Raw genomic sequence first — 22,270 nt, forward strand, 5'->3', positions numbered from 1 at the left:
ATTTACGGCAAATGCTTCGCCCCTACACTGTGATTATTGGAATTTTTCAAAAAACTAAAGTGTTACAAATTTTCAAAGTAACGCCTATTGCGGTCTTATTGAATGGTTTCTTTTCTGATCCAGTTCAGATAATCATTTGAGCCGCGAACTATAGGTACGGCGATAATTTCAGGTACCTCGTAACTATGCAATTGGCGGATACGGTCTGCAACTCTTTCAAAGAGTTCTTCCTTTGTTTTACAGATCATGAGCGCCTCATTCTCAATAGTAACCTTTCCTTGCCATTGAAATATGGATTCAATAGGATTCGTTATATTGCAGCAGGCAACTAACCTTTCATCCACTAATGTTTTACCTATTTCTCTGGCCTCATTTATTGAGCCTGCCGTTACAAATACAATTATTGTTTCCGTTATGTTAGCAGACAATTTTTTACCCTCTCAGTTCTTTTTCTATGGTGCTTTTATTGCATGTACCGCCATATTTCTTAAGGATCAATTCTATTTTTTCACTCTGTGCTTCATCTTCCGTAACGTAGACAAGCGAGCAACGGCAGCCGTTCGGGTTTTTGCAACGGTGATGCGGGGGTTTTATTGAATGATGTATTTCGTGGTTGGGTAAAAAATGTTTCCCATCAAGTTCTTTGCAAATATCACATGTTGAATCGTCCTTTGTTGCAGAATAAAACAAATAAGAAATTTCTTTAACACGATTTGTATTGAAAACATCTTTTTTTTGTTCAGTACGGCTTCTTGTACTCCCCTCCCTTTGTTTCCCCCTGTAGACTCTTTTTTAGCGAAAGGTACACCAGATAGATTATGGCAAAGATAATAATAAATCGCAACATTTCTGGTTTATCCGGTACCTTTTGGTTTTCTCAGCATGAATAAAAAAAGTCCTCCAACAACAAGCACCCCTTGTGTTAGTATGATACCCTTTATCCATATTGCAAAACAGTTCCAGAATAAATCGGCGCCACGAATTTGATCTATTGAGCGCGAAACGCTTACGAATGAATAAAGCGAAATTAGTGTAATAATCAGCGCCATAACAGTTATAATGAGTATTTTTAATTTTGGCTTTATGGTCATTTTTCCTCTCAAAGTTCATTTTTCTCCAAATGTAACAACTATTTCTTCAGAATTATTTTGTTTATCTGCAGATGCATTATTCTTCTTATTTTTCGCTTTCGAGATCAATTTGGCGGCAATATTGTATTCATGGAAAGCGTCATCAATCAAACCGCTTTTATCATAGGCATCTGCTAAATGATAAAGGGTTTGTATATTTTCCGGATCAATACTCAACGCTTTTTTAAACGCTGCTATCGCTTCTGAAAACATATCTTTGTTGGCATATGCCAAGCCAAGATTGAAATGTATTTTAGATGAACCAGGACTCAGTGCGATAAATTTGCTCCATGCCGATATTGCATCATCATAAAGGCCTGTTTGCATATAAACACTGCCTAGTTCTTTGTAAGCCTTGGAGAAAGCAGGATTTGAGGCAATAGCCTTGTTGTATATAAGGATTGCTTTTTCCGGCTGTCCTTTTTCTGCGTATGCCTCTCCAAGTTTGCACAGTGCATGGATGTTGTTCGGAGTGATTCGTATGATATTCTCATATTCTAAAATCGCCTCGTCATAAAGTCCGTTTTCCATGTAAATATCCGCGAGATTTAATCGGGCGATAATATTGGATGGGTCTTTTGCCAGGAGGTTTTTGTATAAATTTATGGCATCATTTACCATTCCCTTCATGGTATAGGTACAACCGAGATAGTAACAGGACATCAAATCATTAGGATACCCTACAAGGATATTTTTAAACGAAGAGAGGGCGTCGTCAAATAAACCACTCGCATACTGATTATAACCGATAATGTATCCGGGAGAAATGCCTTTAGTTTCGATTTGGAATTTTTTTTTCGTTACTTCAAGGCTTGCCTCCCTTTTGGCAATCTCTAAATTCTTTTTTGCCTCCATATCCTGCGGATTTATTTTTAATGCCCTCTGATGTTCGGCAATTGCCTCTTCAAACAAACCCTTCTTTGTGTACGCAAAGCCCAGATTATCGTGCGCCTTTGAGTAATCAGGATTCAGCTTAATGGCAAGTTTGAATTCTTCTATTGCGCTATCGTATTCTTGTATATTGCAATAGGACACGCCAAGGTTGTTGTGCGACTCTGCAAGGTCAGGATTCAAAGCAATAGCCCTTTTAAATTGGATGATGGCTTCATGAATCATGTCCTTGTCGAAATATTTCGTCCCAAGATTGTTATAATCCATTGCCAGTTGGTATTTTCTTGCTTTACTTTGGCTCACCGTCTCCCCTGTGTGACTAAAGGAACAGCCAGCACAGAACACTACGAGGCACATGAAAATCAATGTTTTCTTCAATTGCAAATTCCTTAACAAACAGTAGTTACAGGATAAATTCTTTTCGGCATTTTGCAGTATTAGTTATTTTAATCTATAGATAAATACTTTCAAAGTCAATATTAAAAAACAGTGATAGAAAGACATCTCCATGATTTCAAAGGAGGAAAAGCGGAATCTTTTTAATGGCATTTACACCTCTCCGTGTCTCTTAGTTGCTTGAGTATTTCACAAAAGTTCCATCACTGCATTTCTCAATGTATTGGTAACATAAATGGTGTATTCCCGATCAGTCCTTGAATTATCAAAGGAGAGCGGTTTGCCAAATGATATTTTCACGTTCCTGTTTTCGGGATACGATAAGAATCCGTGCTTTGGCATAAATCGGTTGCTTCCACTTATTGCCATCGGGACGACCCTTCTTTTTGATTTTAAGACAATAAGTGATATCCCTCTTTTGAATGTCCCCAGTGTGCCGTCTTCGCTTCTTGTGCCTTCCGGGAATATCACCAGTGATTTTTGTTTTGCGGTTAACTCATTAATTGCTTTTATGAGACTAGTGTATGCCTTTCTGTCCTCCTCTCTTTTAATAGGTATATGTCCGGAAACGGTCATATATGCGCCCAATACCGGCACGTGAAATATAGCCTCTTTCGAGATAAAACTAAAATTTACCGGAATGTACGCAAGCGAAAGTTTAATATCCATCATGCTTTGATGGTTTGCAATAAAGATGACAGGTTCGTTTTTTGGAATATTTTCCAATCCTTCCAAAGCAACCTTCATACCAATGATCTTAAAAGAAATACGGCTGAAAACCCTTTCCATCGTGTTAAATACCTTTTCTTTATTCTTTGTGTCCATACTGAGAAGTATTGACAGAAATGTGGCAAGCATCCAGGTAAAAACAAATGTTAGCCATGAAAACAGTGTGAAAAATATCTGATAGAGTTTATACATTTGGGTTTGGGTTCGCATTTGATTTCCTTAAGATGATTGCAGTATCACAGGGCATTTTAGTACTTATCAGTAATTTCTTTGCATTTTTTGGCTAAATATTTAATTGTCACTTCTGTAATCGGCAATCTACTGTCGGCAGTCGGCAAATTGCAGATTGAGGACTGAGGACTGTTTTCGTGCTTGTTTGGTTCTGGTTCTGGTTATGGCAGCTCAGGTGTATTGTTGTGGAGGATTGTATAACAAAAGCTACGGATACAAGCCTTGGTGTGGCAAAATAAAATAGCTACTTCAGGGTAACAAATCCTTTGTTTTTAATATACACCGTGATTGTTTTGTTAGAGCTTAGGTACTCTTCAATAATTCCCATGAATTCAATGACAGAATTGACATTTTTCGTTCCGACTTTGGTAATCAAATCGCCTGGTTCTATGCCTGCATGCCCGGCAGGGCTATTATCGTCCACTTCAAGCACCAACACACCTTCTTCTTTTTCCAGTCCAAGCGATCTCGCGATTTCATACGTTACATCATTGACAATCAGCCCTATTGAAAACTTCGAGGGTTCATCTTGTTTTCTAAAAGCGGCATATGTTCTTCCGGAAAGGTCTTCGGGTTGCTGTTCAACTATGGCTGTAAGGATGTTTTCCTCCCCATTTCTTAAAACTTTAATCATGATACGGGCATCTATCTTCGCATGTCTTATAACGCGTTGCAAATCCAGTGAATTTTTTATAACATCATCATTCATTTCACATATAACGTCTCCGGGAAGGATTCCCGCCTTAAATGCAGGGGTTTCGCTCCATACTTCCATGACAAATACACCCTTGTCTTTGACTAAGCCAAAGTGTTTTACCATATCATACTTATTTTCAAAACCAAGCTTCAACGCAAATTCATCGGTAATATCCTGTGTTCCAATACCCAGGTAACCCCTCACGATTGTACCGGTATTTATTATGGTTTCGACTGTCTCTTGCGCGATGCTTGCAGACAACGCAAAACCCACGCCTTGAAATCCGCCGGAACGGGTGGCAATTGCGGTATTCACACCAATAACTTCCCCTCTTAGATTAACCAATGGTCCTCCACTGTTACCAGGGTTAATGGCCGCATCTGTCTGGAAAAAATCTTCATAGAGAAAGGGAAGCGCAAGCGGGATTACATGTGTTCTTCCTTTGGCGCTGATAATACCCATGGAAACTGTTTGCTGAAATCCGAAAGGATTGCCGATAGCAATAACCCAATCCCCTACCTGTACCTCTTCAGGGTTGCCAAACCTTGCCGGCATAAATCCTTCACCATCGATTTTTATGACCGCCAGATCGGTATTTGGGTCAATGCCAATGATGGTAATATCATGATATTGCTCCTCGTTATACGTGACCACCGTAATTTCTTCCGGCGAATAATCGCTGATAACGTGATTGTTAGTCAAAATGTAACCGCGTTCATCCACTATAATGCCGGAACCAAGTCCTTTTTTGGGAATTGCACCGGCATGCGGGACCTGGTCAGGATTTGCCGGTTGGGCGGGATGATTATCTCCCCCATATACCTTTTTCCGTAATAAGGCTTACAACGGAAGGTTCCCAGCGGAATATGATTTGGAATGGTATTGGTCGATGAATGATGGAATATATATATTGTTGTTATAGTAAGTGATTTTTGGGAATAATCGTTATAACGTGATTGTTAGTAAAATGTAAGGTTCATCATATAATGAAAGTCTTTTTGGGAATTGATGATGGGGTTTGGTAGGATTTGGGTTGGGGGGATGATTATCTCTCCCATATACTTTTTTCCGTAATAAGGCTTACAACGGAAGGATTCACCAGTGCAGGAACCTTTCGAAATATTTCTATGATTGGTTTTGCGTGTTTTTCGAGTTCGACAAGTTCCTGCCTCAACGCCTCTGCATTAATATCCTGATTTGAGAAGACAAACCTATTGCTTGGGAAAAGGAAGAATGTTAGCAGCAAAACAAGAAAGAGTTTTTTGGTAATTTTCATTTTTATTTTGATAGACCTTTCAGCTTTAAAATCAAATAAATACTCCCCCCAAAGAGAATTATATTGGCAAAAAAAGTACTAATAACAATTTTTTTTGCATGTTCAGGGTCGTTAATATTATGTACTTTAATAATGGCACAATACGTAAGGAAGATGATACTGCTATAAGAAATGCATATCCCGGTTATAAATAGGACTTTTTTTATTAAAGGGGCATGTTTTGAAATTGTTATCATATACAATCGTTAAGGAGTCGCAAAAGAAACATTCCCTTACAACTAAACAGAAACACAACTATGCGGGAACACTATAATGTATTGTCAATAATTATACTTAAATTTAAAGAAACATAAAAACAAATTTTACATTAGTCACATTGGAACTTTTTATGAAATATAGTTGTTTTATAAAGCAACATTACTCTCCTTTTTTCAATGGCAAGCTGGTTTTTGTTTTCCTCCTTTTCTACAAAAACCAGCTTGCTGCCTTTTTGGGGGAATTTTATGTTGCAATGATAAGCACACCGAAACGCAGAAGGAAAACAAGCTGGAAATCAAGGGAGGTATTTGTTGCTATGGTGGTATTGAGTAATAGTGGATTGTTATACGAAACGGCAGTCTGTTTTCATTGACGAAACAGTTTAAACATATGTATCAAGAAACGAACCAACTTGCCTGCTAAAGGATATCTTTTCTAAGGGAATGGGTTTGTAATTCTCTGCTATCTGAAGGTTTTTCCCGTCATTGTTCACCTTTTTCATTCCATCAATTTTTTGCCCCGCCACCGTATTTCCCTTTTGTGTTTTTTCTAAGTTATTTGTTTTTATGGTATTAAGTATTTTTTTTATGTTTTCTGCGCGGGTATTTACTTCATTGCCTTTGTAAAGTGCATGCGTTTCTGGTTTTGGCGTTGGTTTTGTTTTTGTTTGAGAAGACAATCTTTGTATTTGTTTTAACAGTTCTGACGTCGATGAGTTCACATTATTTATCATATTTTTACTTTCCCCAAAACCACCTAATAATCCCATATACAATTTCTAAAGTTGCATAGCATACGAGCTATTTTCATGCCCAAATACGATAGTTACACGTTTTCGCCATGAGAGAAATAAAATAAAGCAGGAAACGATATTGTTTTTTTACTCGATATCTTTCTCCGAATAGATGATGTATTTGTATGTAATTTAAATACTTATAATTAGCGATATGTTTTCGGTAAGGCATGTTTCTTTGAAAAGAATGCGGATTATTTTTAATGTGGATACGCTGTTAATAAAATTTTTTTGGAAGGGGCTTTTATAAAGCATAGGATTTATTCACCGTTTAAAAAAAACGATTATTGGTGATACCGTTGTGAAATTGGTCACAAAAACCAAAGAATTATTTGGTAAACGTAATTTGGAGAATTGCATTTCCCCTCATTTATGCTATAATCATTTTATAAAGTATTACATATTAATTTTTAATAAAGATAAAATAAGGGGGCGAAAGGATTCGACCGGATTGTACGATATATAGGTTGCGTATTGAGGTTGTCAGGCGGCCTCATTAAAAACCTGGCAAAACAATTAAATGCCGAAGAACCAATGGCAATGGCTGCTTAATTGACAGCCACGTTTCATCCGTTTTACCTGCGAAATTGATGAAACGAAGAATAGCAGGTTAGTTTAGACCTTTTGCACCGCGGGGTCTTAAATGAACTAGTAGTTGTGCTAGCTTTTAAAAACCTTGTCTGTTAGGGTTTTAACGGCGAAATTAAAAAACAGACTATATACGTAGAAGCCTATATTGAAACATCTAGGGACGCGGGTTCAATTCCCGCCGCCTCCACCAATTAAGTTATTGTAATTAAATATCTAATGATTTTAACCTGTCAAAAATAACATCCCCAATGTGTCCATGGAAAGCCATTAATTTCTTTTGTTAATGGCTTTTTTGGTAATAGTTCCCCTACCCCTATTCCTTCACTAATTCCTTCTGCCGCACAATTTTTCCCAAGGTGCAATTACATGGAGTTTCCAAATGTGTTTCGTTTGTTGCCATTCAATTGCTTCATTAATTCACAATTGAAGCGTAGGTGGCGAAGCATTTGATATAGATTGTCATAAATGCGTTCATACCCAAACGGGCAAATGCTTCGCCCCTACTTTTTCAAAAAACTAAAGTGTTACGAAAAAACAAGATGACACAGACATTAAGTTATTTGGCACTGCGTAATTTGGTGCAAGTTTAAGCGCGGCAACAAAAGCTGCTCTGCAGATAATCGGGGTAAACGAAAACACAAAGAAGATTTAAACAATCGGCACAACAGATTCTATATTTATTTTCAAAGGCAGCCCCCTCCCTTGTCCGGTCTGACGGTTCGCGTTCGTTCTTTTTTGTCTTCCGTGTCCATAGCATTAGTTTGATGGTGTTTCTGTGTAGTTAAGAATTACTTGTTCAATCTCATCCTTGTCTTTTTTGTTGTCCGACATAATCAATAATTTGTCGCCCTGTACTATGGTAGTTGTCCCGCTTGGTGTAATATATTTGTCACTACGGTTAATCAATACAATAAGTGATGTTTTCGGAAATTTGAGTTGAAAAATTTGTCTGCCGATTGCGTTTGAATTCTCTTTTATTTCTACTTCAAAAAGTTCATTTTTAAAATTGTCCGATAGTTCCAGTTCCAGCGGATAACGGGTTTTGAATTTTACAGGTTTAAATAAATAAAGCCACTTTGCAACAATCGGAATGGTTGTTCCTTGTAGCATTACAGAGGACAGCACGATAAAAAAAACAATATTGAATATCATTTCTGATTTTTCAACACCTTGAATGAGTGGATAAGTGGCAAATACAATAGGAACTGCACCTCTTAACCCAACCCACGAGATAAGCAAGCGTTCCCTGTTTCTCATTTTAAAAAATAAAAGACAAAGAAATACGGCAAGTGGTCTTGCTACAAACATCAGAAAAAGAGCAATGACACTTCCTGTTCCAATGAAAGGCAACATTTGTTTTGGAAACACAAGCAAACCAAGAGCAAGGAACATCACAATTTGCATCATCCATGCCTGCCCGTCATAAAACCGTATAATGCTTTTTTTGTGAATAAAATTTTCATTGCCAAGAATAATTGCTGAGAGGTAAACAGCAAGAAAACCATTGCCATTGAAAAAAGTAGTAATGCCATAAGTAAAAAATATGAGAGCAAGCGTCAGGACGGGATAAAGCCCGTCATGGTCAAGATTTATCTTATTAAGCATCCATATCATTGCCTTACCCAATAAGTAACCCGCAATTGCGCCAATAATCATTTGTTGAAAGAACATTGGAATTAATAAAGCAAAAGAGGTACCTTTATGCACGAGCAAAGATGTAATACCAATAGTCAGGAAATATGCCATCGGGTCGTTGCTACCCGATTCCAATTCCAGCAATGGTCTTAAATTTCCTTTTAGCCCTATGCTTTTTGAACGAAGAATAGAGAATACCGCAGCAGCATCAGTTGACGATACAATTGCACCGATTAAAAGTCCTTCTGTAAGTGTAAAGCCAGAAATATAGGAAATGAAAAATCCTAAAGAAACTGCTGTGAGCAATACTCCCAAAGTTGATAGAGTAACACCCTGCCACAAAACAGGTTTTACACTTTCCCATTTTGTTTCAAGTCCGCCCGAAAACAAAATAAAAGTCAGGGCAATAGCACCAAGTGATTGTGCAAGATTGGGGTTATCAAAGTGGATGCCACCAATTCCGTCCGAACCTGCAAACATACCCACTGCCAGAAAAATAATAAGCGCAGGAACGCCAAGTTTTCCTGTTGTCTTGCTGGCAAGAATACTTAACAATAATAATATTGAACCAATTAAAAGTAGGTTTTCTGTCGTAAGTGTCATTTCAAGGCAGTCCCATTTTTTACTCGTCAGTGTCCACTAAGCACGATCGTTTTGAAATGAAGCACAACTTGTTATATGCGTCATAAAAATACTCATATCCCATCTCCCATCATTCTTTAGGAGTATATGCGTAACTGCTGTTGCTTATTATCTAATTGACTTTGTAACCATTAATCGTAATATATTAAACGACCAAAACACGACTCGTTCCCAAACCTTGTGCTGAACATAGTGAAGTATCAGCTTGGGAACGCCGGCCTGTGGGCAGACAGGCAATTACGCAGGAAACTCTGTTTCCGGCAGGGATAAGAAACCAGACATATTGATTTTATTTTGAGAAACCGGAGTTTCTCTAACAAGTCGGTGTTAGACCGTAATGTTTACGCTGAATAGTTACTTTCAAAAAACGAAAACGTTACAAGAAAAACTTATCGTGACGATGCCTCTTCCACAGCCAGGTCTGCCTGGATGAGACCATATCCGCTGTCATAGTCAAATCCTGATTCTTCCATGTCAAGTGCGGTATCTTTAAGTATGGAATAAATGTCATCCGGCGATAGAAGTGGATTTGCTTCCAGCATTAATGCGACAACTGCCGCCGCATGAGGCGCCGCCGCTGATGTTCCAAAGAAGTTTGGGAATCCATCTTCCTCCCAATCCGTTCCGAAAAAAGTAGTATTCACTCCGTCAATGGCTACAATTTCCGGTTTTTTACGCACTTGTGGAGTTGAAAAGGTTCCATTTTCATCAAAAAATACCACTGTGTGCCCCGCGGAAGAGTAATATTCCGGAATGGCCGGATCAACGCCAAGTTCAGGCGTCTCAAAATATGCCGATGCGCCAACCGCAACTCCGCCGGCTGCGTTCGCATGCCCGTAGATTGTGCCGCTTTTTGTAGCATATTCGTTCAACGTTCCTTCAAAATTAAATAGCACGTATTTTATAAGCCTTGGCGCAGGCCCTTTGATATTTTCAATTACTATATTAAAATCTGTGTTTCCTGAACCAATGGGATTGTAATAATACAAGGCCTCCACCGGGTCGCCACCAATATTATTATCTATACCGTATGCAAGGACTGTTGTTGGCGGGTCGTTGGTAAGAAAGACGTCGATGTCGTTTTGGGAGACTGGAGGGCTTACCGAGTAGAAAGGAGAATCCCATTGAAGGACAAGGTAAACCTCTGTTCCTGGCGGTATGGTTATGCCCTGAAATGTATCGGTGTCAGCGCCGGGGTCAAAATCATGCGGTTCACCGAAAAACACGGGGGCTTTGCCACTCCGACGAAAGAGACTTTCATAGGCGTCCCGCCCTGAATTGCCTGCCGCTGAAAAATAGACTGCGCCCAAATCCTTCACAATATCAACCGCCTGGGCAATAATTCCGTCCTGAAACATCGGCTCTGCAAAATATTGCACATCATCCACAATGACATGTGCGCCCGCATCCGTTTTTAATTTTATAATTCCTGCGGCAAAATCCGCCATGCCATTAAATGCCGAATGAAATGCGAGACCTGCTCCCGGCGCAACATCGTGTATGATCTGCATCATCGCCCGTCCTTCATCCGAACCGGAAGAGCAGCCAGACTCTTCTTCCAGTACGGTAATTTCGAAGGGGAGGTCGTCATTTCTTACGTCATCTACTGCGCCATCCAAACAGTTAAAACTGTCCGATAAAACTCCTATGGTAATCCCTCTCCCATCAATTCCATAGGTATTGCGCGCCAAATCAGATTTCATCGCAATATCGCCCTGACCATCCACCTTTCCCGCGCGGGTTATGGCGTATGAAGGCCTTGCAAAACGGAGGTTTTCCAGTGCATCCATATTTTTAACCGCTTCGATGGGCATCAATCCCGATACCATATTACCATAAACAACTGCCTGCTTCATGCCGAGTGATTCAAGATGTTCTTTTAAAATAGCTGCATCATTTACGGCAACAGCATCAATAACCACCATATCCCCTTCTATTCGGTAGAGGGGCATTTCCGGTTCAAATTTTGCGATTTTTGCAGGAAATTTCGATTTTTCTTTGTAGGCAAGATATTCATCATATAATACGGTCAAACCGTGTTTTGCCCGCGTAAATTGCTTTTCCCTTGCAAGAATCATCTGCTGCACCGCTTCGGTTTCCCTCATTTCCGCATGAAGAAGATTTGGAGCAAAAATATTTAAGAGTACTGCAGCAAGCAACTCATATTTTAATAATTGTCTCATATTGGCTCTCCGTTCTATGGCAACTTCTCAATAAGTTAGGGTATAGAATCAAACAAATCAGGTTTTCTAAATTTGATCCCAATTATTTGAAATTTTTTAGTTAAAAGGGTAAGCAATTCATCTGCTTCGACAAGCTCAGCACAAGCGTATACTCGTTATTATTTAAAAAACTTAAACATCTGTTTTTAAACTTATCATAAATATCATAAATATCATAATATTTATAATGCAATATTTTTTTGCGAAAAAATTTCCGTAATCGTAGCACTTTAGTTTTTTGAAAAATCCAGGGGGTATTTTAAAAATGTAGTCTCGTTAGGGGTGGCGGTCTGTTTGTAGCACAATAAAATTCAATCCCGAAGAATTATAACAATTTACTGCATGGTTTGAGGATTTCCCGTTCTATCGTTTGTGGTCTGTGACTCATGAAAGGTAAAAATGCTTACATTAAAAAAACTTATTGCCCAATTGCTGTTTCCAGTTCCATTATGTCTTGAAATATTGATAGTCGGCGCCGTGTTGATGTTCTTTTCCAGAAAGCAGAAACGTGGGAAGTATATCGTTTTGTCTGGCATTCTGCTGTTTGCATTTTTCTGTTACTCCTCTCCTGTTTCCAAAGTCTTTATCAGACGTTTAGAATATAAATACCCTCCTCTTTTATCAATACAATCCTCCGATGATACAAGAGGAGCTATTGTTCCCGAAGTGAAATGGATTGTTGTTTTGGCCGGAGGGCATACTTCCGATCCGGATATACCGATAACCAGCAGGGTTTCCGGGGAAACGCTCGTTCGTCTTGCGGAAGGGATACGGCTGCACAGGTTGGTGCCTGAAAGCAGGATTGTTTTATCTGGGGGAAGGGTTTTTGATCCCGTTTCAGGAGCGGAAGCAATGGCAGAATTGGCAATGGCGCTTGGAGTCGAAGAGGAATCACTGATTTTGCAATCCGAATCAAAAGATACGCATGATGAGGCGAAATTTGTAAAACCCATTGTGGGGAATGACCATTTTATTTTAGTTACATCGGCAAATCACATGGCGCGCGCAATGGGAATGTTCAGAAAATCAGGGATGAGTCCCATACCTGCTCCTGCGGGGCACACTATTCTGAAATCACAAACAACCGCGCCCGGTGATTTTTTCCCAAGTTCACATGGTTTTGATAAGGCAGAACAAGTATTTTACGAGTACCTTGGGATACTTTGGGCTTTGCTGCGGGGGCAGATATAAATGCAACAAGCATCCCTTTTTGGAATTATCGTCAAACAAATCTATTTTCAGAAAAACATTACCGCTAAATTTCTGAAATCAGATTTGTTGTTATGATTTGCTTGACTATATTTAGATTCTGTGTTTCCAGTATTTTGGTTCTCTATGTAAATGCATGACGGCTACAATGCAAACCCCTTCTTTCTCTGCGGAATATAAAATTCCATATGGAAATCTTCGGACTAACGACCGTCGGATATCTTCCTCTATAATTGGCCAGGCTTTTGGGAAAGCTATCATTCTTTCAATAGCTGAATATACCTCAATAGCAAAGTCGTATCCCAAACCTGATTCCCTTTCTTCATAATACTCAATCGCTTCAATGAATTCTATCTCTGCTTCGGGATGAAAGGAATATTTCACTTTAAGAACTTATTCCATATTTTTTCAAATACTTCTTCACCTTGTATTGTTTTTACTTTACCAGAACGAAGTTCCTCAAGTCGTCGTTTAGCCACTGATACCCATTTTTTTTCTATTTCCAATTCCGGTGGGTTTAGACTTTTTAACAAAGAATCAATAACCATCGCCCTTTCTTCAACAGGCAAAGAAGTTGCTTCTTCTATAAGGTCTTTTATTTTCATAATTCTGCAATAGTTTAGTTTTTTAAAAACGTATTCAATTCACTGCATTTTTACAAAAAATTGAGGTGCATCCCCCTTGGAGTATTTTGGGTTTTGCTGCGAGGCAAATATAAATGCAACCCGCAGCCTTTCTCTGAATTTTCAGGCCAGTTCTTAAAAACGGGTTTCCTGATCTACAGGCGAAACCCTTCCAGTTTTTTTACTCTAAAGACCACGCTTCAACGGCTCCAACATCTTTTTCAAATCCCTTGAGATACCTGAAATATTCTCCGTCCGTGTTGAGAATAAGCCGTGTCTGTGAGCTTATTGTGGTTTTATATGTTTCCAGTGTTTTGAGAAAGGAATATAATTCCGGGGCTTTTGTATATGCTTCCGCGTAAATCTTAATGGCCTCTGCATCAGCTTGTCCCCTGGTTTCTTCTGCCGTACGATACCCTTCCGATTCGATTCTCTCCAGTTCCTTCCTCATCGTGCCTAAAATTTCAGCTTCTTCCCTTCTCCCTTCTGATTCATATTTATTTGCGATGCGGATACGTTCCGAGCGCATACGATCATAAATCTTTGGGATTACTGCCGCCACGTAGTTAATGTATTTTATTCTCACATCCACCAATTCAATCCCGTACCGGTCTTCAAGCGAGCGTCGTGCCATAGCAAGAATTTCTGCTGTAATTTCATCGCGGCCTTTTTTAATGATTACTTTTTTTGTTTCTTCCGCTACTTCAAGCTCCTTTGTCGTATATTCCAGTTTACGATTGGAGTTTCGGAGAACCTCTTTTAACGGATAGGCGCTCACAACGTTTTTCACAGCCGACTCGATAACCTCATCAAGCAATCCCTGTCCGCGTGCTTCTATGCCCAGCGAAGTATAAAATTTGAGAGGATCGACAATTTTCCATCGCGCCCAGGAAGCTACGCCTATGTTTTCCTTATCCCTTGTGAGAATATCACTAATATCACCCGTCCAGTTTAGTATGCGTTTATTAAAATATCTGACGTCCTGAATAAATGGGGTTTTTACATGAAGTCCATGTACCACCGTCGTTCGCACGGGTTTTCCAAACTGCGTGATAACGGCCTGCAATCGTTCATCAACAACATACAGGGAACTTTTCAGGAATATTGCAATGATGCCTATTGCGATTAGTATAATTATAACGTTCCTTTTCATTTCTTCATTCCCTCCTCATTGAGGCCAAGGATAGGTAATAATCCTTTTAAATCTTTATCGATAATATACAATTTTTCGCATTTTGGCAACACATCCGCCATCGTCTCAAGGAAGAGCCTCCGCCTTGTTACATCTTCCGCCTTTTTGTATTCTTCATATACTGCAAGAAATGCCTTTACGTCCCCTGTTGCTCTGTTTATCCTTCTTACATAATATCCTTCAGCCTCCCTGATTGCCTGCTCTTTTTTCCCTTCAGCCGCAGGCAGTAGTTTATTTTTCTGACCTTCCGCCTCATTAATGATTTTGTCTTTGTTTTGTATTGCCTGGTTTACCGCATTAAAGGCGTCCTTGACGGCAAGAGGAGGATCAACTCCTTTGAGCAAAACCGATTGAATGCTGATACCGCATTTATATTCATCCAGGCCTTTTTGTATATTTTCTTTGGCCATTTGCTCTATTTCGATCCTGCCAATGGTTAAAACTTCATCGATGGAGAGGTCTCCCACCAGTGTCCTCATTACCGATTGCGAAATGCCACGGATTGTTTCACGAACGTCCCTTACATTGAAAAAATACTCTTCTAAGGCTTTAATTTTGTAGCGAATAACCCAATTCACTTCCGCACAATTAAGATCCGCGGTAAGCATAAGTTTTTCCTCCTGCGCCGCAGGGAATTCATAGTCCACAATACTCGTGGTGCCGCGTTGTCTTGTTCTGAAGCCAAATTCCTCGTTATAGATTGTTTTTACCTCTCCTTTTAGTATTTTATCAATGCCGTAAGGAATTTTAGTATGCAATCCTGGTCCAACCGTTTCTTTATATTTTCCGAACCGTAAAACTACCGCTTCTTCATTTGCCTTTACCGTGTAAAATGCCGAATACCCGCTAATGATAATGAAGATCAGCATAATGATGGGTGGGAGAAACTTTTTTAATGGCTGCAAGGATATTTGTTCGAAATTTATATCCGGCTGTTTTCTGCGCGGTCCATAATCAGGCATTTACGACCTCCTTTTCTCTAATCACTCAATTGGCAGCACGGTGTTGTGCATTGCCGTATCAATGCGTTGTTGACATTGATTATTTTTACAAAATCTTTATAATCGTATCTTTTTCAAAAACAGGTATTTTGTAACCCTTCCCCTTCTCAGCAGCTTTAATCCCACGCTTTTGGGGTAAATTTTCCAACCACAGTACATACTATCCACTTTCCCTCATGTTATCAACAACTTCTTTTGTATCTCCGGGGGTGACAACGCTACCAACAATACTCCGGAAGCGATAAGCCCAAGTGGATGAATAAGAAACATTCTGCAGATGAACCTGGTTTCTTTTTAGGACTTGGCATTTCGGATTTCACCATTAAATATTTTGCCAGAAAATATGGGTTCTCAAAAGTCAGTCTTACTTATTCCGTCCGTTGAATGGTCGATAACTTCAATAATTTCTTCTGGTTTCTGAATTATTCTATGCGCACCGCTCCTTTTAAGTTCGTCTTCAGGACGGAACCCCCACAGAACACCTACAGGAAGCATGCCTGCAGCAATGGCCGTTTCCATATCAATGGGCGTATCGCCAACATAAATAATTTCCGACGGAGAAACGGCCAGGTATTCTGCAATTTCTTTTGCGCCTGCGGGATCGGGCTTTTTAGGAACATCATCGCGCTGGCCTATTATCCGGTCAAATTTCCAGTTCGGCAAAAATGCTGCTACGCATTTTTTTGTAAAGTAATCAGGTTTATTTGAAAGGACTGCCATTTTTAAGCCGCGCAATGTGATCAAGTCCAGCATCTCGGCAATCCCTTCGTATGGTTTTGTTTTTATATTCCAGTTTTTCCGATATTCTTCACGAAATTCCCCTACGCAAGAGTTTATTATGTCCTCATTTTTTATTTCGTCCGGCAATGCGCGTGTGATAAGCGCAGCAACTCCCTCCCCAACAAAATACCGATACTCTTCCATTTCGTGCGTTGGAAAATTATTTTTCTTTAATACACGGTTCGCGGCATTGCATAAATCTTCCAGAGAGTCTATAAGCGTGCCGTCCAGATCAAAAATAATTGCTTTAAAAGACATATTTCTTACCTCATATATTGCCGTTTAATAATCAAACAAACCCATCATTGCGAAAGCCACGAGTAACAGAGTTGTGCTAAACGGACATCGCACAACAAAAATAAATGAAGCATTCTGCCCGCACATCAACCCTGGCATAGTATGCTTACATGTGCTACTTTTGATACCATTTTCCGTTTCTGTCCTGTAGCCAGTCGCCCTTTAGCGCTTTTTTTGCAATCTGCAATGCCCTGCGACTGCCTACCTGCCCGATGCTTGCGCCTTCCTTTTTTGCTATAATAGCATACACCTTTTTTCTGTCCTCATTTTCCGCATTAACAACCTCTTCGTTTTCACGGTTTGCCTGCACATACTGTAAATATCCTGTGTTGTTTTCACCAATAATTCCCTTCGATTTTAACTCTACTATGAGAGGAAGGCGTTTTTCCATTTGCACTTTTATTGTCTGTATATTATCGGCAAAGATTACTGTAGCGACAGGACAAATTCCACTCAATAAAATAAGAAAAAACATTGCAAAAAAATTTGACTTCATTTATTTTTCTCCTTCTGACAAAAATCTCTTAATCAATAAAAAACTACTGGCCAGGGTTTGGCGTCTCCGCTGCTTTAGAATCACCGACTTCCCCGCCGAGTGTTTTTGCGGCTTCATCAAGGTTGCCAAAAAAATTATCCAGCTCCCTATCTATTCGTATATTCACATCAATGGTAATTTGCATTGGTTTGACTTCAAGTTCTACCTTATGTTCCGTTTTACAACCATGCAAGACAAGAAAAAACACTATACATAAAATGACACTATTTTGTTTCATCAATCCCTCCTTAACTGTAATTCCTTACGAATACATTGGTATAAAAGCAAGAATACCCTATCACAATAATTATCTTAGCGCAACATTTGGGCGTAACCAAATTCGAAATACGAAACAAATTCTAATGACAAAAAACTCAATATTCCGTAGCACTTTAGTTTTTCGAAAAATTCCAATAATAGCGCTGTTTTCCGCACGATGTAGGGACGACGGATGATGGATGACAGACATCTTTCGTCTCTCGTCTCTCGTCTCTCGTGCTTCATCTCTCGCTCTTACGTTTTTCAAAAAACTAAAGTGTTACTAAATCTTTATATGTTACTGATATTGTAATAATTCCCCCAAGCCTGCGCTATAGTGTAATAATTCATCAATGGGTAATGTAAAGTTAAAATGAAAGAGTATTTTCTGGAAACGAGCCTTTGGTTCTCCTTTTGCTTTCACCAGTCCTGATTTTTTTGTGTAGGCAAACGGGAGTAAATTAACAGGCGCTCCCTCCATCTGTAAATAAACGTGGAGGTCTTCTCCCTTGCTCAACAACGAAAGCTTTGCCCAATCATAGTGGAAATCCTTAAGGGCTTCCATCGCAACATCCGTTTGTATACCCTTTTGTGTGCCGGCCGCGCCAGGAATAAGCGTTTCTGTATTAAAACGAATAATGCCGCCCTCCCCGGGCGTGGAATAAAGAAAACCATCGGCAATTTTTATCTCTCCATTTTTATAACTGATAGGCAAACGACCATTTACAGAGCCTTCACCTTCAGCGGATGCGAGATGAAACTGTTTTAAAACAGTCGCCAGTCTCAACCGGTCGCAGTAACAGATAATATCTAATCCATCATTGCCTGGTTTTAAGCGCAGGCCATGCGTATAGACATTCCCCCCGCACCAGAGAAAACTACTTTTTTTAAGGAAAAGGGAAGAAGGGGATTCTATTTGAAACGACGCCTCGCCTTCGCTTATTTCTATATCTCCCCACGTGAAACGCTGGAATTTCAGCACTTGTCCAGGATCGCTGCGGAGGTTTAACAGGTCGCTCATGGCAAGTTGAAGTTCCACTCCTTCTATCGTCATCTTTTTTTGAGGACTATCTATTTTCGTATTGCGAAGTAACACCATGCCCGTGCTTGTTCCCCTGGTTCCATCAAAGCTCCAATTACCGCGGATGTCGGCAATGCCATTAAAAAATATCCCGCTAAATTGCGATGCAACAGAAGATAATTCAAATTGCAGTGTCTTTTCCGGTTCCGCAGAGTTGAAGTCTACCTTGGAAATAAAGGTATTCTCATCATTCAGACCCGCCATACCCTTAAAATTTACATTAAAACCAGGGAACAGTAAGCCCTTAAACAATCCTGTAAAATGAAGGTTTGCGCCGTTTTGATAGGGCGTTGCGACAATTGACCCGATGTTTATGCCGCCATAGTTTATATCATCGATGGCAACATAGGGGTAATTCGTATCTTCCGCAATACTGTCGTTATCTTCGGAAGCTGGGAATGGCCATTGAATGGGAATCTTCGCCTGTATCTTCCTTGCATTAAAATCGTGAGAAGCACATTCCGCATCAGTTATTTGCACAAATGCCCGGAGAGAAGAACTCTCCGTAGAGTTTAGCAATCCGCTGCCCTGCAATGAGACAAGAGGAATCAGTATATGCATATTATCCCCCTTATACCGCACATGAGTGAGGTTTGCATCAAATTGCAGAGAACCGCTGGTATTCAGACCTTCTCCCTGTATGGAAAGCTCTTTGGGGAAAAGAGTCATTGTTTCGGTTCCCCGGGAAAAAGTCAAAGGGTGAGATGTCCCGGCAGAGTTTAGTGAAAAACGCCACTGCTTTCCCTGGGTTTCTCCTTTAAGAAAAATTGGCAGCTCTGCTGACTGGCCTAATTTTAGGCCAATATGGGGATCGTTGTTCATCAATTCTTTCTTTAAAAACACCTTCACGCTCCCTTCGGCATTCAGTGTGTCTTCATCCATATTCACCGTAAGGTGACTATCAGGATTCATTGATACTTCAAATGGGAGGAGCGACATAACACTAAACCGGTTAAAATGCATTTGAACGATATTTTTTGTTCTTGTGATGGTTATTATTAACGGAACATCTTTCGATGTATTTTTAAATTGCAGGTCATTATACACTACATCCATATCAGTAAGATCAAGCCGCAATGCCAAATCAGAGGTCGTAAAATTATACATTGCACTGCCATTTATCCTGGATTTTATCCTTACTCCATGGAAGATATTCGCATGTTGCGGGTCTAATCTGTACTGTATTGCGTAGCCGGAAGGTTGTTCTTCCTTATTCTCAAAGACTGGGTATATCCGCATACTGAAAGGGATATAAAAATCTTCAACGCCTGATTTCAAAAGAACTGCGGCATGCCGTATTTCTAGTTCTCCAATGTTAATGGGAATTCTTTGTGAAACCGTTTGTTGTTCCCGTCCGGTATTTGAGGAATTTCTGAAGAGTTTGCCGAAATCTATTCCGGGAATACCCATTTTGCCGTCTTTAAACTCCGCCCGTATCTCCACCCCGCTGATTATTATTTTTTTAATATGCCTTCTTGCCAGCCCCATTAAAGAATAATCAATGCGGATAGAATCGAGGGAAATGGAGGGATTTTCCGGGTTACCCAATCGAACCGAAGTTACATCTAACCCGGTAAAGCCAAATTTTCTGATTTTACCGGTTGATTGAACGAATCCTGCTTTGTTAAAAAGAAGAGGGAGAATTTTCTTTTCTAAAATTACCGGAATCGAGAAATAGACGCCGCACAAAGAAGAAAAAAATTATGCCGCTAATAAAGAATGAACGAATTGCAATATTCTTAATATAAGACATAAATAATTAATATCCTAATATGGACAGGCAAGAACACAATAAGTACGAAATACGAAACAAATTGCAAAATACAAAATCCCAATGAAAAAACCGGGGTTTGAACATTTGAAAATTTTACCCCGTTAGATACAGAATTATCAAATAATAGATGTATTATTGAATGTTATCTAACGGGATGAATTTAGAATTTGTAATTTGTTTCGGATTTCGTATTTAGCATTTCGGATTTTACCATTAGGGGTGGGGGAACTATTGCGTTTTTTGGAATTTCATATTTTCGGGTTTGGTAATAGTGCTCGTATATGTGTTTTATGATAGAGACAACACACTGCCAGGGGCATAAGGCATGAGGATGTAAGAATTGTATAAGCGGCTGATAGTGCAATTCCAAAATAATAAAAAGTAAAGGTATTAAAAACAACCATCATTACTATGTTATTTTGGTATCGATATGCTAACGAAGCATTTTTTTACCCACTCGGCGTTTAAAATATATCATAAGCTCTCTCATTAAAAGCCACTTACCTTCCAATGCCCACAGGTGAAAAGGAAGGATACAGCCACACCGCAGACAGTCTGCTTGCTGTCCAAACATACAAGGTTTTTTAATCTGGCCCTGCGGGTCAAAACAAAACGATACTTTTTTGAAAATGCAATTCCGTGTCACCTCCTTACATTTGTCGGATTTCATAAGCTTAAGCACATGGACCGGCATTCCTATAAAATCACCATACTTTTCCTCCTTTAATCGAAGCAATGTATCTACTATATCATCCCGCAGTTTCCAGCCAGGCCAAAAATCATTGTTCGCCAACCCTTTTACCGGCGTATGTATTTGAAACAAACAACCCCGAACGCCAACCTCTTTCCATTCCTCAATAAAATATTCAATTTCACGGTAATTCATTTTATTAATTACCATTGAAACGCTAATCTTTAAATCGTTTCTCCCCGCATTTTTTCTTATTATGTCATAACAACCATTTCCACGGATGGCTTCATGTGTCTCCTTTTTGCCGTCAACCGATATATAAAAATTCACATCCGGCCAATTGGGAAGTTCCAGTGTTCCGTTTGTGACAATCAGATTTGACCGGAAATACTTCATGCAGCGCTCCAGCAAATCTTTCCGAAGCAAAGGTTCACCGCCAATCCATGAACATTGATAAAAGGGGAAACCTGTTTCTTTCAGTCCCTCCAGTTTTTCAATCCACTCATCGTCACTCAACTCCGGTTTTTCTGCGTAATCATGCGCATAAAAATAACAGTGTTTGCAACGCAAGTTACAACGGTTGGTAATATCAATCGCACCTATTGCCCCTTTTGGTTTGCCATAGAGGTCGAAGGTGGCTAGATCGTATAATTTAAATAAAGTTTTTGTTTGCTGAGAACCAATGCGACGGCAGGAAAAATCGAAAAGTTTATCTCTAAAGGTATGCTTTGGGCATGTCTTTATTTCTTCTGCTTCCCTGATCATTTTATAACAGAAAAATCAATTTTATAGGTTTTTTCCCGTCCCCTCGTTTTTATGATAACCTCAGTTTTTGCATACGTATCTATCTTGTCATACCGAAAGACCCCTATCACACTTTGTTTACCGTCCTTATGCTTTCTCCCAAACTCGGTTTTTTGCGGCAAGATGTTGTTTAAACCTTGTTTTAATGTAATCTGCACGCCTCCTGGGGTTTGAATGCCTTCTTCTAAAACAAGTACAATTACTTTAAAAAAATCCGCAGATTGTATTTCATTTATATCGTCGGCGGTCGTTTCCTTTTCTTTCACCGCATTCATGGCAGAAACAATGGCAAGTTCAATGTATTTACTCATAATCAATCCACTATCTAATTCAGGATATTTTCCAAAACAAGCATTTTTTATCACAGTGCCTTTAAAAACATCCATACCTTTATGCTTCTTCCCGTAACCAATCGCCGCAGCAATCTGTTCTTCGTTCATTTCAGATTCAAAGGCATTTACGATGCGGGAAGAGACAAGTATCGCCATAAAAATGGCGGCAAAAAAACTTCTCGTAATGAACATGATGAAACTC

The 22,270-nt window shown here is 39.5% G+C and carries 21 protein-coding genes, 1 other RNA gene and 2 pseudogenes; 3 read left to right on the forward strand and 21 right to left on the reverse strand.

The genetic code is table 11. The features are described from left to right. Positions 1–95 precede the first annotated feature (95 nt). The 8 genes and pseudogenes from cutA to M5U24_RS10860 all read right to left on the reverse strand — a co-directional run bounded on the left by cutA (position 96) and on the right by M5U24_RS10860 (position 5,350). Positions 96–428, reverse strand: coding sequence for a divalent-cation tolerance protein CutA (gene cutA, locus M5U24_RS10825; RefSeq protein WP_197705188.1), 333 nt, complete (start codon positions 426–428; stop codon positions 96–98). A 4-nt stretch (positions 429–432) separates the two neighbouring features. Further along, positions 433–732, reverse strand: a pseudogene (locus M5U24_RS10830) (hypothetical protein); the annotation flags it as partial. Positions 733–854: 122 nt separating this feature from the next. Next, on the reverse strand, positions 855–1,091 hold the full coding sequence (locus M5U24_RS10835; protein WP_099325576.1) for a hypothetical protein: 237 nt from the start codon (positions 1,089–1,091) through the stop codon (positions 855–857). A gap of 15 nt (positions 1,092–1,106) precedes the next feature. Further along, positions 1,107–2,324 carry a tetratricopeptide repeat protein gene (locus M5U24_RS10840; protein ID WP_169703911.1) on the reverse strand — a complete coding sequence of 406 codons (1,218 nt, stop codon included), beginning with the start codon at positions 2,322–2,324 and terminating at the stop codon, positions 1,107–1,109. A gap of 282 nt (positions 2,325–2,606) precedes the next feature. Next, the gene (locus M5U24_RS10845; RefSeq protein WP_298202420.1) at positions 2,607–3,356 is read right to left on the reverse strand and encodes a lysophospholipid acyltransferase family protein; all 750 of its coding nucleotides are present in this window, start codon (positions 3,354–3,356) and stop codon (positions 2,607–2,609) included. 265 nt (positions 3,357–3,621) lie between these two features. After that, on the reverse strand, positions 3,622–4,011 hold the full coding sequence (locus M5U24_RS18510; protein WP_298202464.1) for a PDZ domain-containing protein: 390 nt from the start codon (positions 4,009–4,011) through the stop codon (positions 3,622–3,624). Continuing rightward, positions 3,988–4,857: pseudogene (locus M5U24_RS18515) on the reverse strand (trypsin-like peptidase domain-containing protein); the annotation flags it as partial. The pseudogene M5U24_RS18515 and the gene M5U24_RS18510, both read right to left, overlap by 24 nt. Positions 4,858–5,119: 262 nt before the next feature. Next, positions 5,120–5,350 carry a hypothetical protein gene (locus M5U24_RS10860; protein ID WP_298202421.1) on the reverse strand — a complete coding sequence of 77 codons (231 nt, stop codon included), beginning with the start codon at positions 5,348–5,350 and terminating at the stop codon, positions 5,120–5,122. A gap of 388 nt (positions 5,351–5,738) precedes the next feature. Here M5U24_RS10860 and M5U24_RS10865 point away from each other — a divergent pair, with 388 nt between their 5' ends. Then, positions 5,739–5,981: a hypothetical protein gene (locus M5U24_RS10865; RefSeq protein ID WP_298202422.1), complete on the forward strand. Its 243-nt coding sequence runs from the start codon at positions 5,739–5,741 to the stop codon at positions 5,979–5,981. 9 nt (positions 5,982–5,990) lie between these two features. Here the strand turns inward: M5U24_RS10865 and M5U24_RS10870 are convergent, their stop codons facing one another. Continuing rightward, positions 5,991–6,341, reverse strand: a complete 351-nt coding sequence (locus tag M5U24_RS10870; protein WP_298202424.1) for a hypothetical protein — start codon at positions 6,339–6,341, stop codon at positions 5,991–5,993. A gap of 488 nt (positions 6,342–6,829) precedes the next feature. On the opposite strand from M5U24_RS10870, the gene ssrA reads away from it, so the two are divergent. Then, positions 6,830–7,182: a transfer-messenger RNA gene (gene ssrA / locus M5U24_RS10875) on the forward strand. 566 nt (positions 7,183–7,748) lie between these two features. On the opposite strand, the gene M5U24_RS10880 is transcribed toward ssrA, so the two are convergent. Both M5U24_RS10880 and M5U24_RS10885 read right to left on the reverse strand, forming a co-directional pair. Then, a complete protein-coding gene (locus M5U24_RS10880) occupies positions 7,749–9,230 on the reverse strand; it encodes a potassium/proton antiporter (protein ID WP_099325569.1) in 1,482 nt (493 codons plus the stop codon). A 428-nt stretch (positions 9,231–9,658) separates the two neighbouring features. Beyond that, positions 9,659–11,452, reverse strand: a complete 1,794-nt coding sequence (locus M5U24_RS10885; RefSeq protein ID WP_099325568.1) for a S8 family serine peptidase — start codon at positions 11,450–11,452, stop codon at positions 9,659–9,661. A 438-nt stretch (positions 11,453–11,890) separates the two neighbouring features. Between M5U24_RS10885 and M5U24_RS10890 the strand changes: the two genes are divergently transcribed. Continuing rightward, complete coding sequence (locus M5U24_RS10890; protein ID WP_099325567.1) at positions 11,891–12,682, forward strand: ElyC/SanA/YdcF family protein; 792 nt, start codon at positions 11,891–11,893, stop codon at positions 12,680–12,682. 111 nt (positions 12,683–12,793) lie between these two features. Here the strand turns inward: M5U24_RS10890 and M5U24_RS10895 are convergent, their stop codons facing one another. From M5U24_RS10895 to M5U24_RS10940, 10 genes are all read right to left on the reverse strand, one after another. After that, the gene (locus tag M5U24_RS10895) at positions 12,794–13,084 is read right to left on the reverse strand and encodes a plasmid stabilization protein (protein WP_099325566.1); all 291 of its coding nucleotides are present in this window, start codon (positions 13,082–13,084) and stop codon (positions 12,794–12,796) included. Beyond that, the gene (locus tag M5U24_RS10900; RefSeq protein ID WP_099325565.1) at positions 13,081–13,305 is read right to left on the reverse strand and encodes an addiction module protein; all 225 of its coding nucleotides are present in this window, start codon (positions 13,303–13,305) and stop codon (positions 13,081–13,083) included. The genes M5U24_RS10895 and M5U24_RS10900 overlap by 4 nt, the downstream gene beginning before the upstream one ends. Positions 13,306–13,504: 199 nt before the next feature. Continuing rightward, complete coding sequence (hflC, locus tag M5U24_RS10905; RefSeq protein ID WP_295100361.1) at positions 13,505–14,476, reverse strand: protease modulator HflC; 972 nt, start codon at positions 14,474–14,476, stop codon at positions 13,505–13,507. Then, the gene (gene hflK, locus M5U24_RS10910; protein ID WP_099325563.1) at positions 14,473–15,477 is read right to left on the reverse strand and encodes an FtsH protease activity modulator HflK; all 1,005 of its coding nucleotides are present in this window, start codon (positions 15,475–15,477) and stop codon (positions 14,473–14,475) included. The genes hflC and hflK overlap by 4 nt, the downstream gene beginning before the upstream one ends. A gap of 390 nt (positions 15,478–15,867) precedes the next feature. Beyond that, entirely contained in the window at positions 15,868–16,554 is a 687-nt protein-coding gene (locus tag M5U24_RS10915; protein WP_099325561.1) for an HAD family hydrolase, read from the reverse strand. A 154-nt stretch (positions 16,555–16,708) separates the two neighbouring features. Next, entirely contained in the window at positions 16,709–17,089 is a 381-nt protein-coding gene (locus M5U24_RS10920; protein WP_099325560.1) for a YdbL family protein, read from the reverse strand. A gap of 43 nt (positions 17,090–17,132) precedes the next feature. Next, on the reverse strand, positions 17,133–17,366 hold the full coding sequence (locus M5U24_RS10925) for a YnbE family lipoprotein (RefSeq protein ID WP_099325559.1): 234 nt from the start codon (positions 17,364–17,366) through the stop codon (positions 17,133–17,135). Positions 17,367–17,684: 318 nt separating this feature from the next. After that, positions 17,685–20,156 carry a YdbH domain-containing protein gene (locus tag M5U24_RS10930; RefSeq protein ID WP_298202430.1) on the reverse strand — a complete coding sequence of 824 codons (2,472 nt, stop codon included), beginning with the start codon at positions 20,154–20,156 and terminating at the stop codon, positions 17,685–17,687. Positions 20,157–20,674: 518 nt separating this feature from the next. After that, on the reverse strand, positions 20,675–21,697 hold the full coding sequence (locus M5U24_RS10935) for a radical SAM protein (RefSeq protein WP_099325557.1): 1,023 nt from the start codon (positions 21,695–21,697) through the stop codon (positions 20,675–20,677). Next, positions 21,694–22,260 (reverse strand): hypothetical protein, encoded by a 567-nt coding sequence (locus tag M5U24_RS10940; protein ID WP_099325556.1) that lies wholly within the window; start codon positions 22,258–22,260, stop codon positions 21,694–21,696. The genes M5U24_RS10935 and M5U24_RS10940 overlap by 4 nt, the downstream gene beginning before the upstream one ends. Positions 22,261–22,270 lie beyond the last annotated feature (10 nt).

The sequence above is a fragment of the Candidatus Kuenenia sp. genome (assembly GCF_027493735.1).
Lineage (GTDB): Bacteria > Planctomycetota > Brocadiia > Brocadiales > Brocadiaceae > Kuenenia > Kuenenia stuttgartiensis_A.

Coding starts and splice junctions, on each gene's coding strand:
- M5U24_RS10835 (WP_099325576.1), bottom strand. CDS start 1,091: ATGACCATAAAGCCAAAATTAAAAATACTCATTATAACTGTTATGGCG.
- M5U24_RS10845 (WP_298202420.1), bottom strand. CDS start 3,356: ATGCGAACCCAAACCCAAATGTATAAACTCTATCAGATATTTTTCACA.
- M5U24_RS18510 (WP_298202464.1), bottom strand. CDS start 4,011: ATGATTAAAGTTTTAAGAAATGGGGAGGAAAACATCCTTACAGCCATA.
- M5U24_RS10860 (WP_298202421.1), bottom strand. CDS start 5,350: ATGAAAATTACCAAAAAACTCTTTCTTGTTTTGCTGCTAACATTCTTC.
- M5U24_RS10865 (WP_298202422.1), top strand. CDS start 5,739: ATGAAATATAGTTGTTTTATAAAGCAACATTACTCTCCTTTTTTCAAT.
- M5U24_RS10870 (WP_298202424.1), bottom strand. CDS start 6,341: ATGATAAATAATGTGAACTCATCGACGTCAGAACTGTTAAAACAAATA.
- M5U24_RS10880 (WP_099325569.1), bottom strand. CDS start 9,230: ATGACACTTACGACAGAAAACCTACTTTTAATTGGTTCAATATTATTA.
- M5U24_RS10885 (WP_099325568.1), bottom strand. CDS start 11,452: ATGAGACAATTATTAAAATATGAGTTGCTTGCTGCAGTACTCTTAAAT.
- M5U24_RS10890 (WP_099325567.1), top strand. CDS start 11,891: ATGCTTACATTAAAAAAACTTATTGCCCAATTGCTGTTTCCAGTTCCA.
- M5U24_RS10900 (WP_099325565.1), bottom strand. CDS start 13,305: ATGAAAATAAAAGACCTTATAGAAGAAGCAACTTCTTTGCCTGTTGAA.
- hflC (WP_295100361.1), bottom strand. CDS start 14,476: ATGAAAAGGAACGTTATAATTATACTAATCGCAATAGGCATCATTGCA.
- hflK (WP_099325563.1), bottom strand. CDS start 15,477: ATGCCTGATTATGGACCGCGCAGAAAACAGCCGGATATAAATTTCGAA.
- M5U24_RS10915 (WP_099325561.1), bottom strand. CDS start 16,554: ATGTCTTTTAAAGCAATTATTTTTGATCTGGACGGCACGCTTATAGAC.
- M5U24_RS10920 (WP_099325560.1), bottom strand. CDS start 17,089: ATGAAGTCAAATTTTTTTGCAATGTTTTTTCTTATTTTATTGAGTGGA.
- M5U24_RS10925 (WP_099325559.1), bottom strand. CDS start 17,366: ATGAAACAAAATAGTGTCATTTTATGTATAGTGTTTTTTCTTGTCTTG.
- M5U24_RS10935 (WP_099325557.1), bottom strand. CDS start 21,697: ATGATCAGGGAAGCAGAAGAAATAAAGACATGCCCAAAGCATACCTTT.
- M5U24_RS10940 (WP_099325556.1), bottom strand. CDS start 22,260: ATGTTCATTACGAGAAGTTTTTTTGCCGCCATTTTTATGGCGATACTT.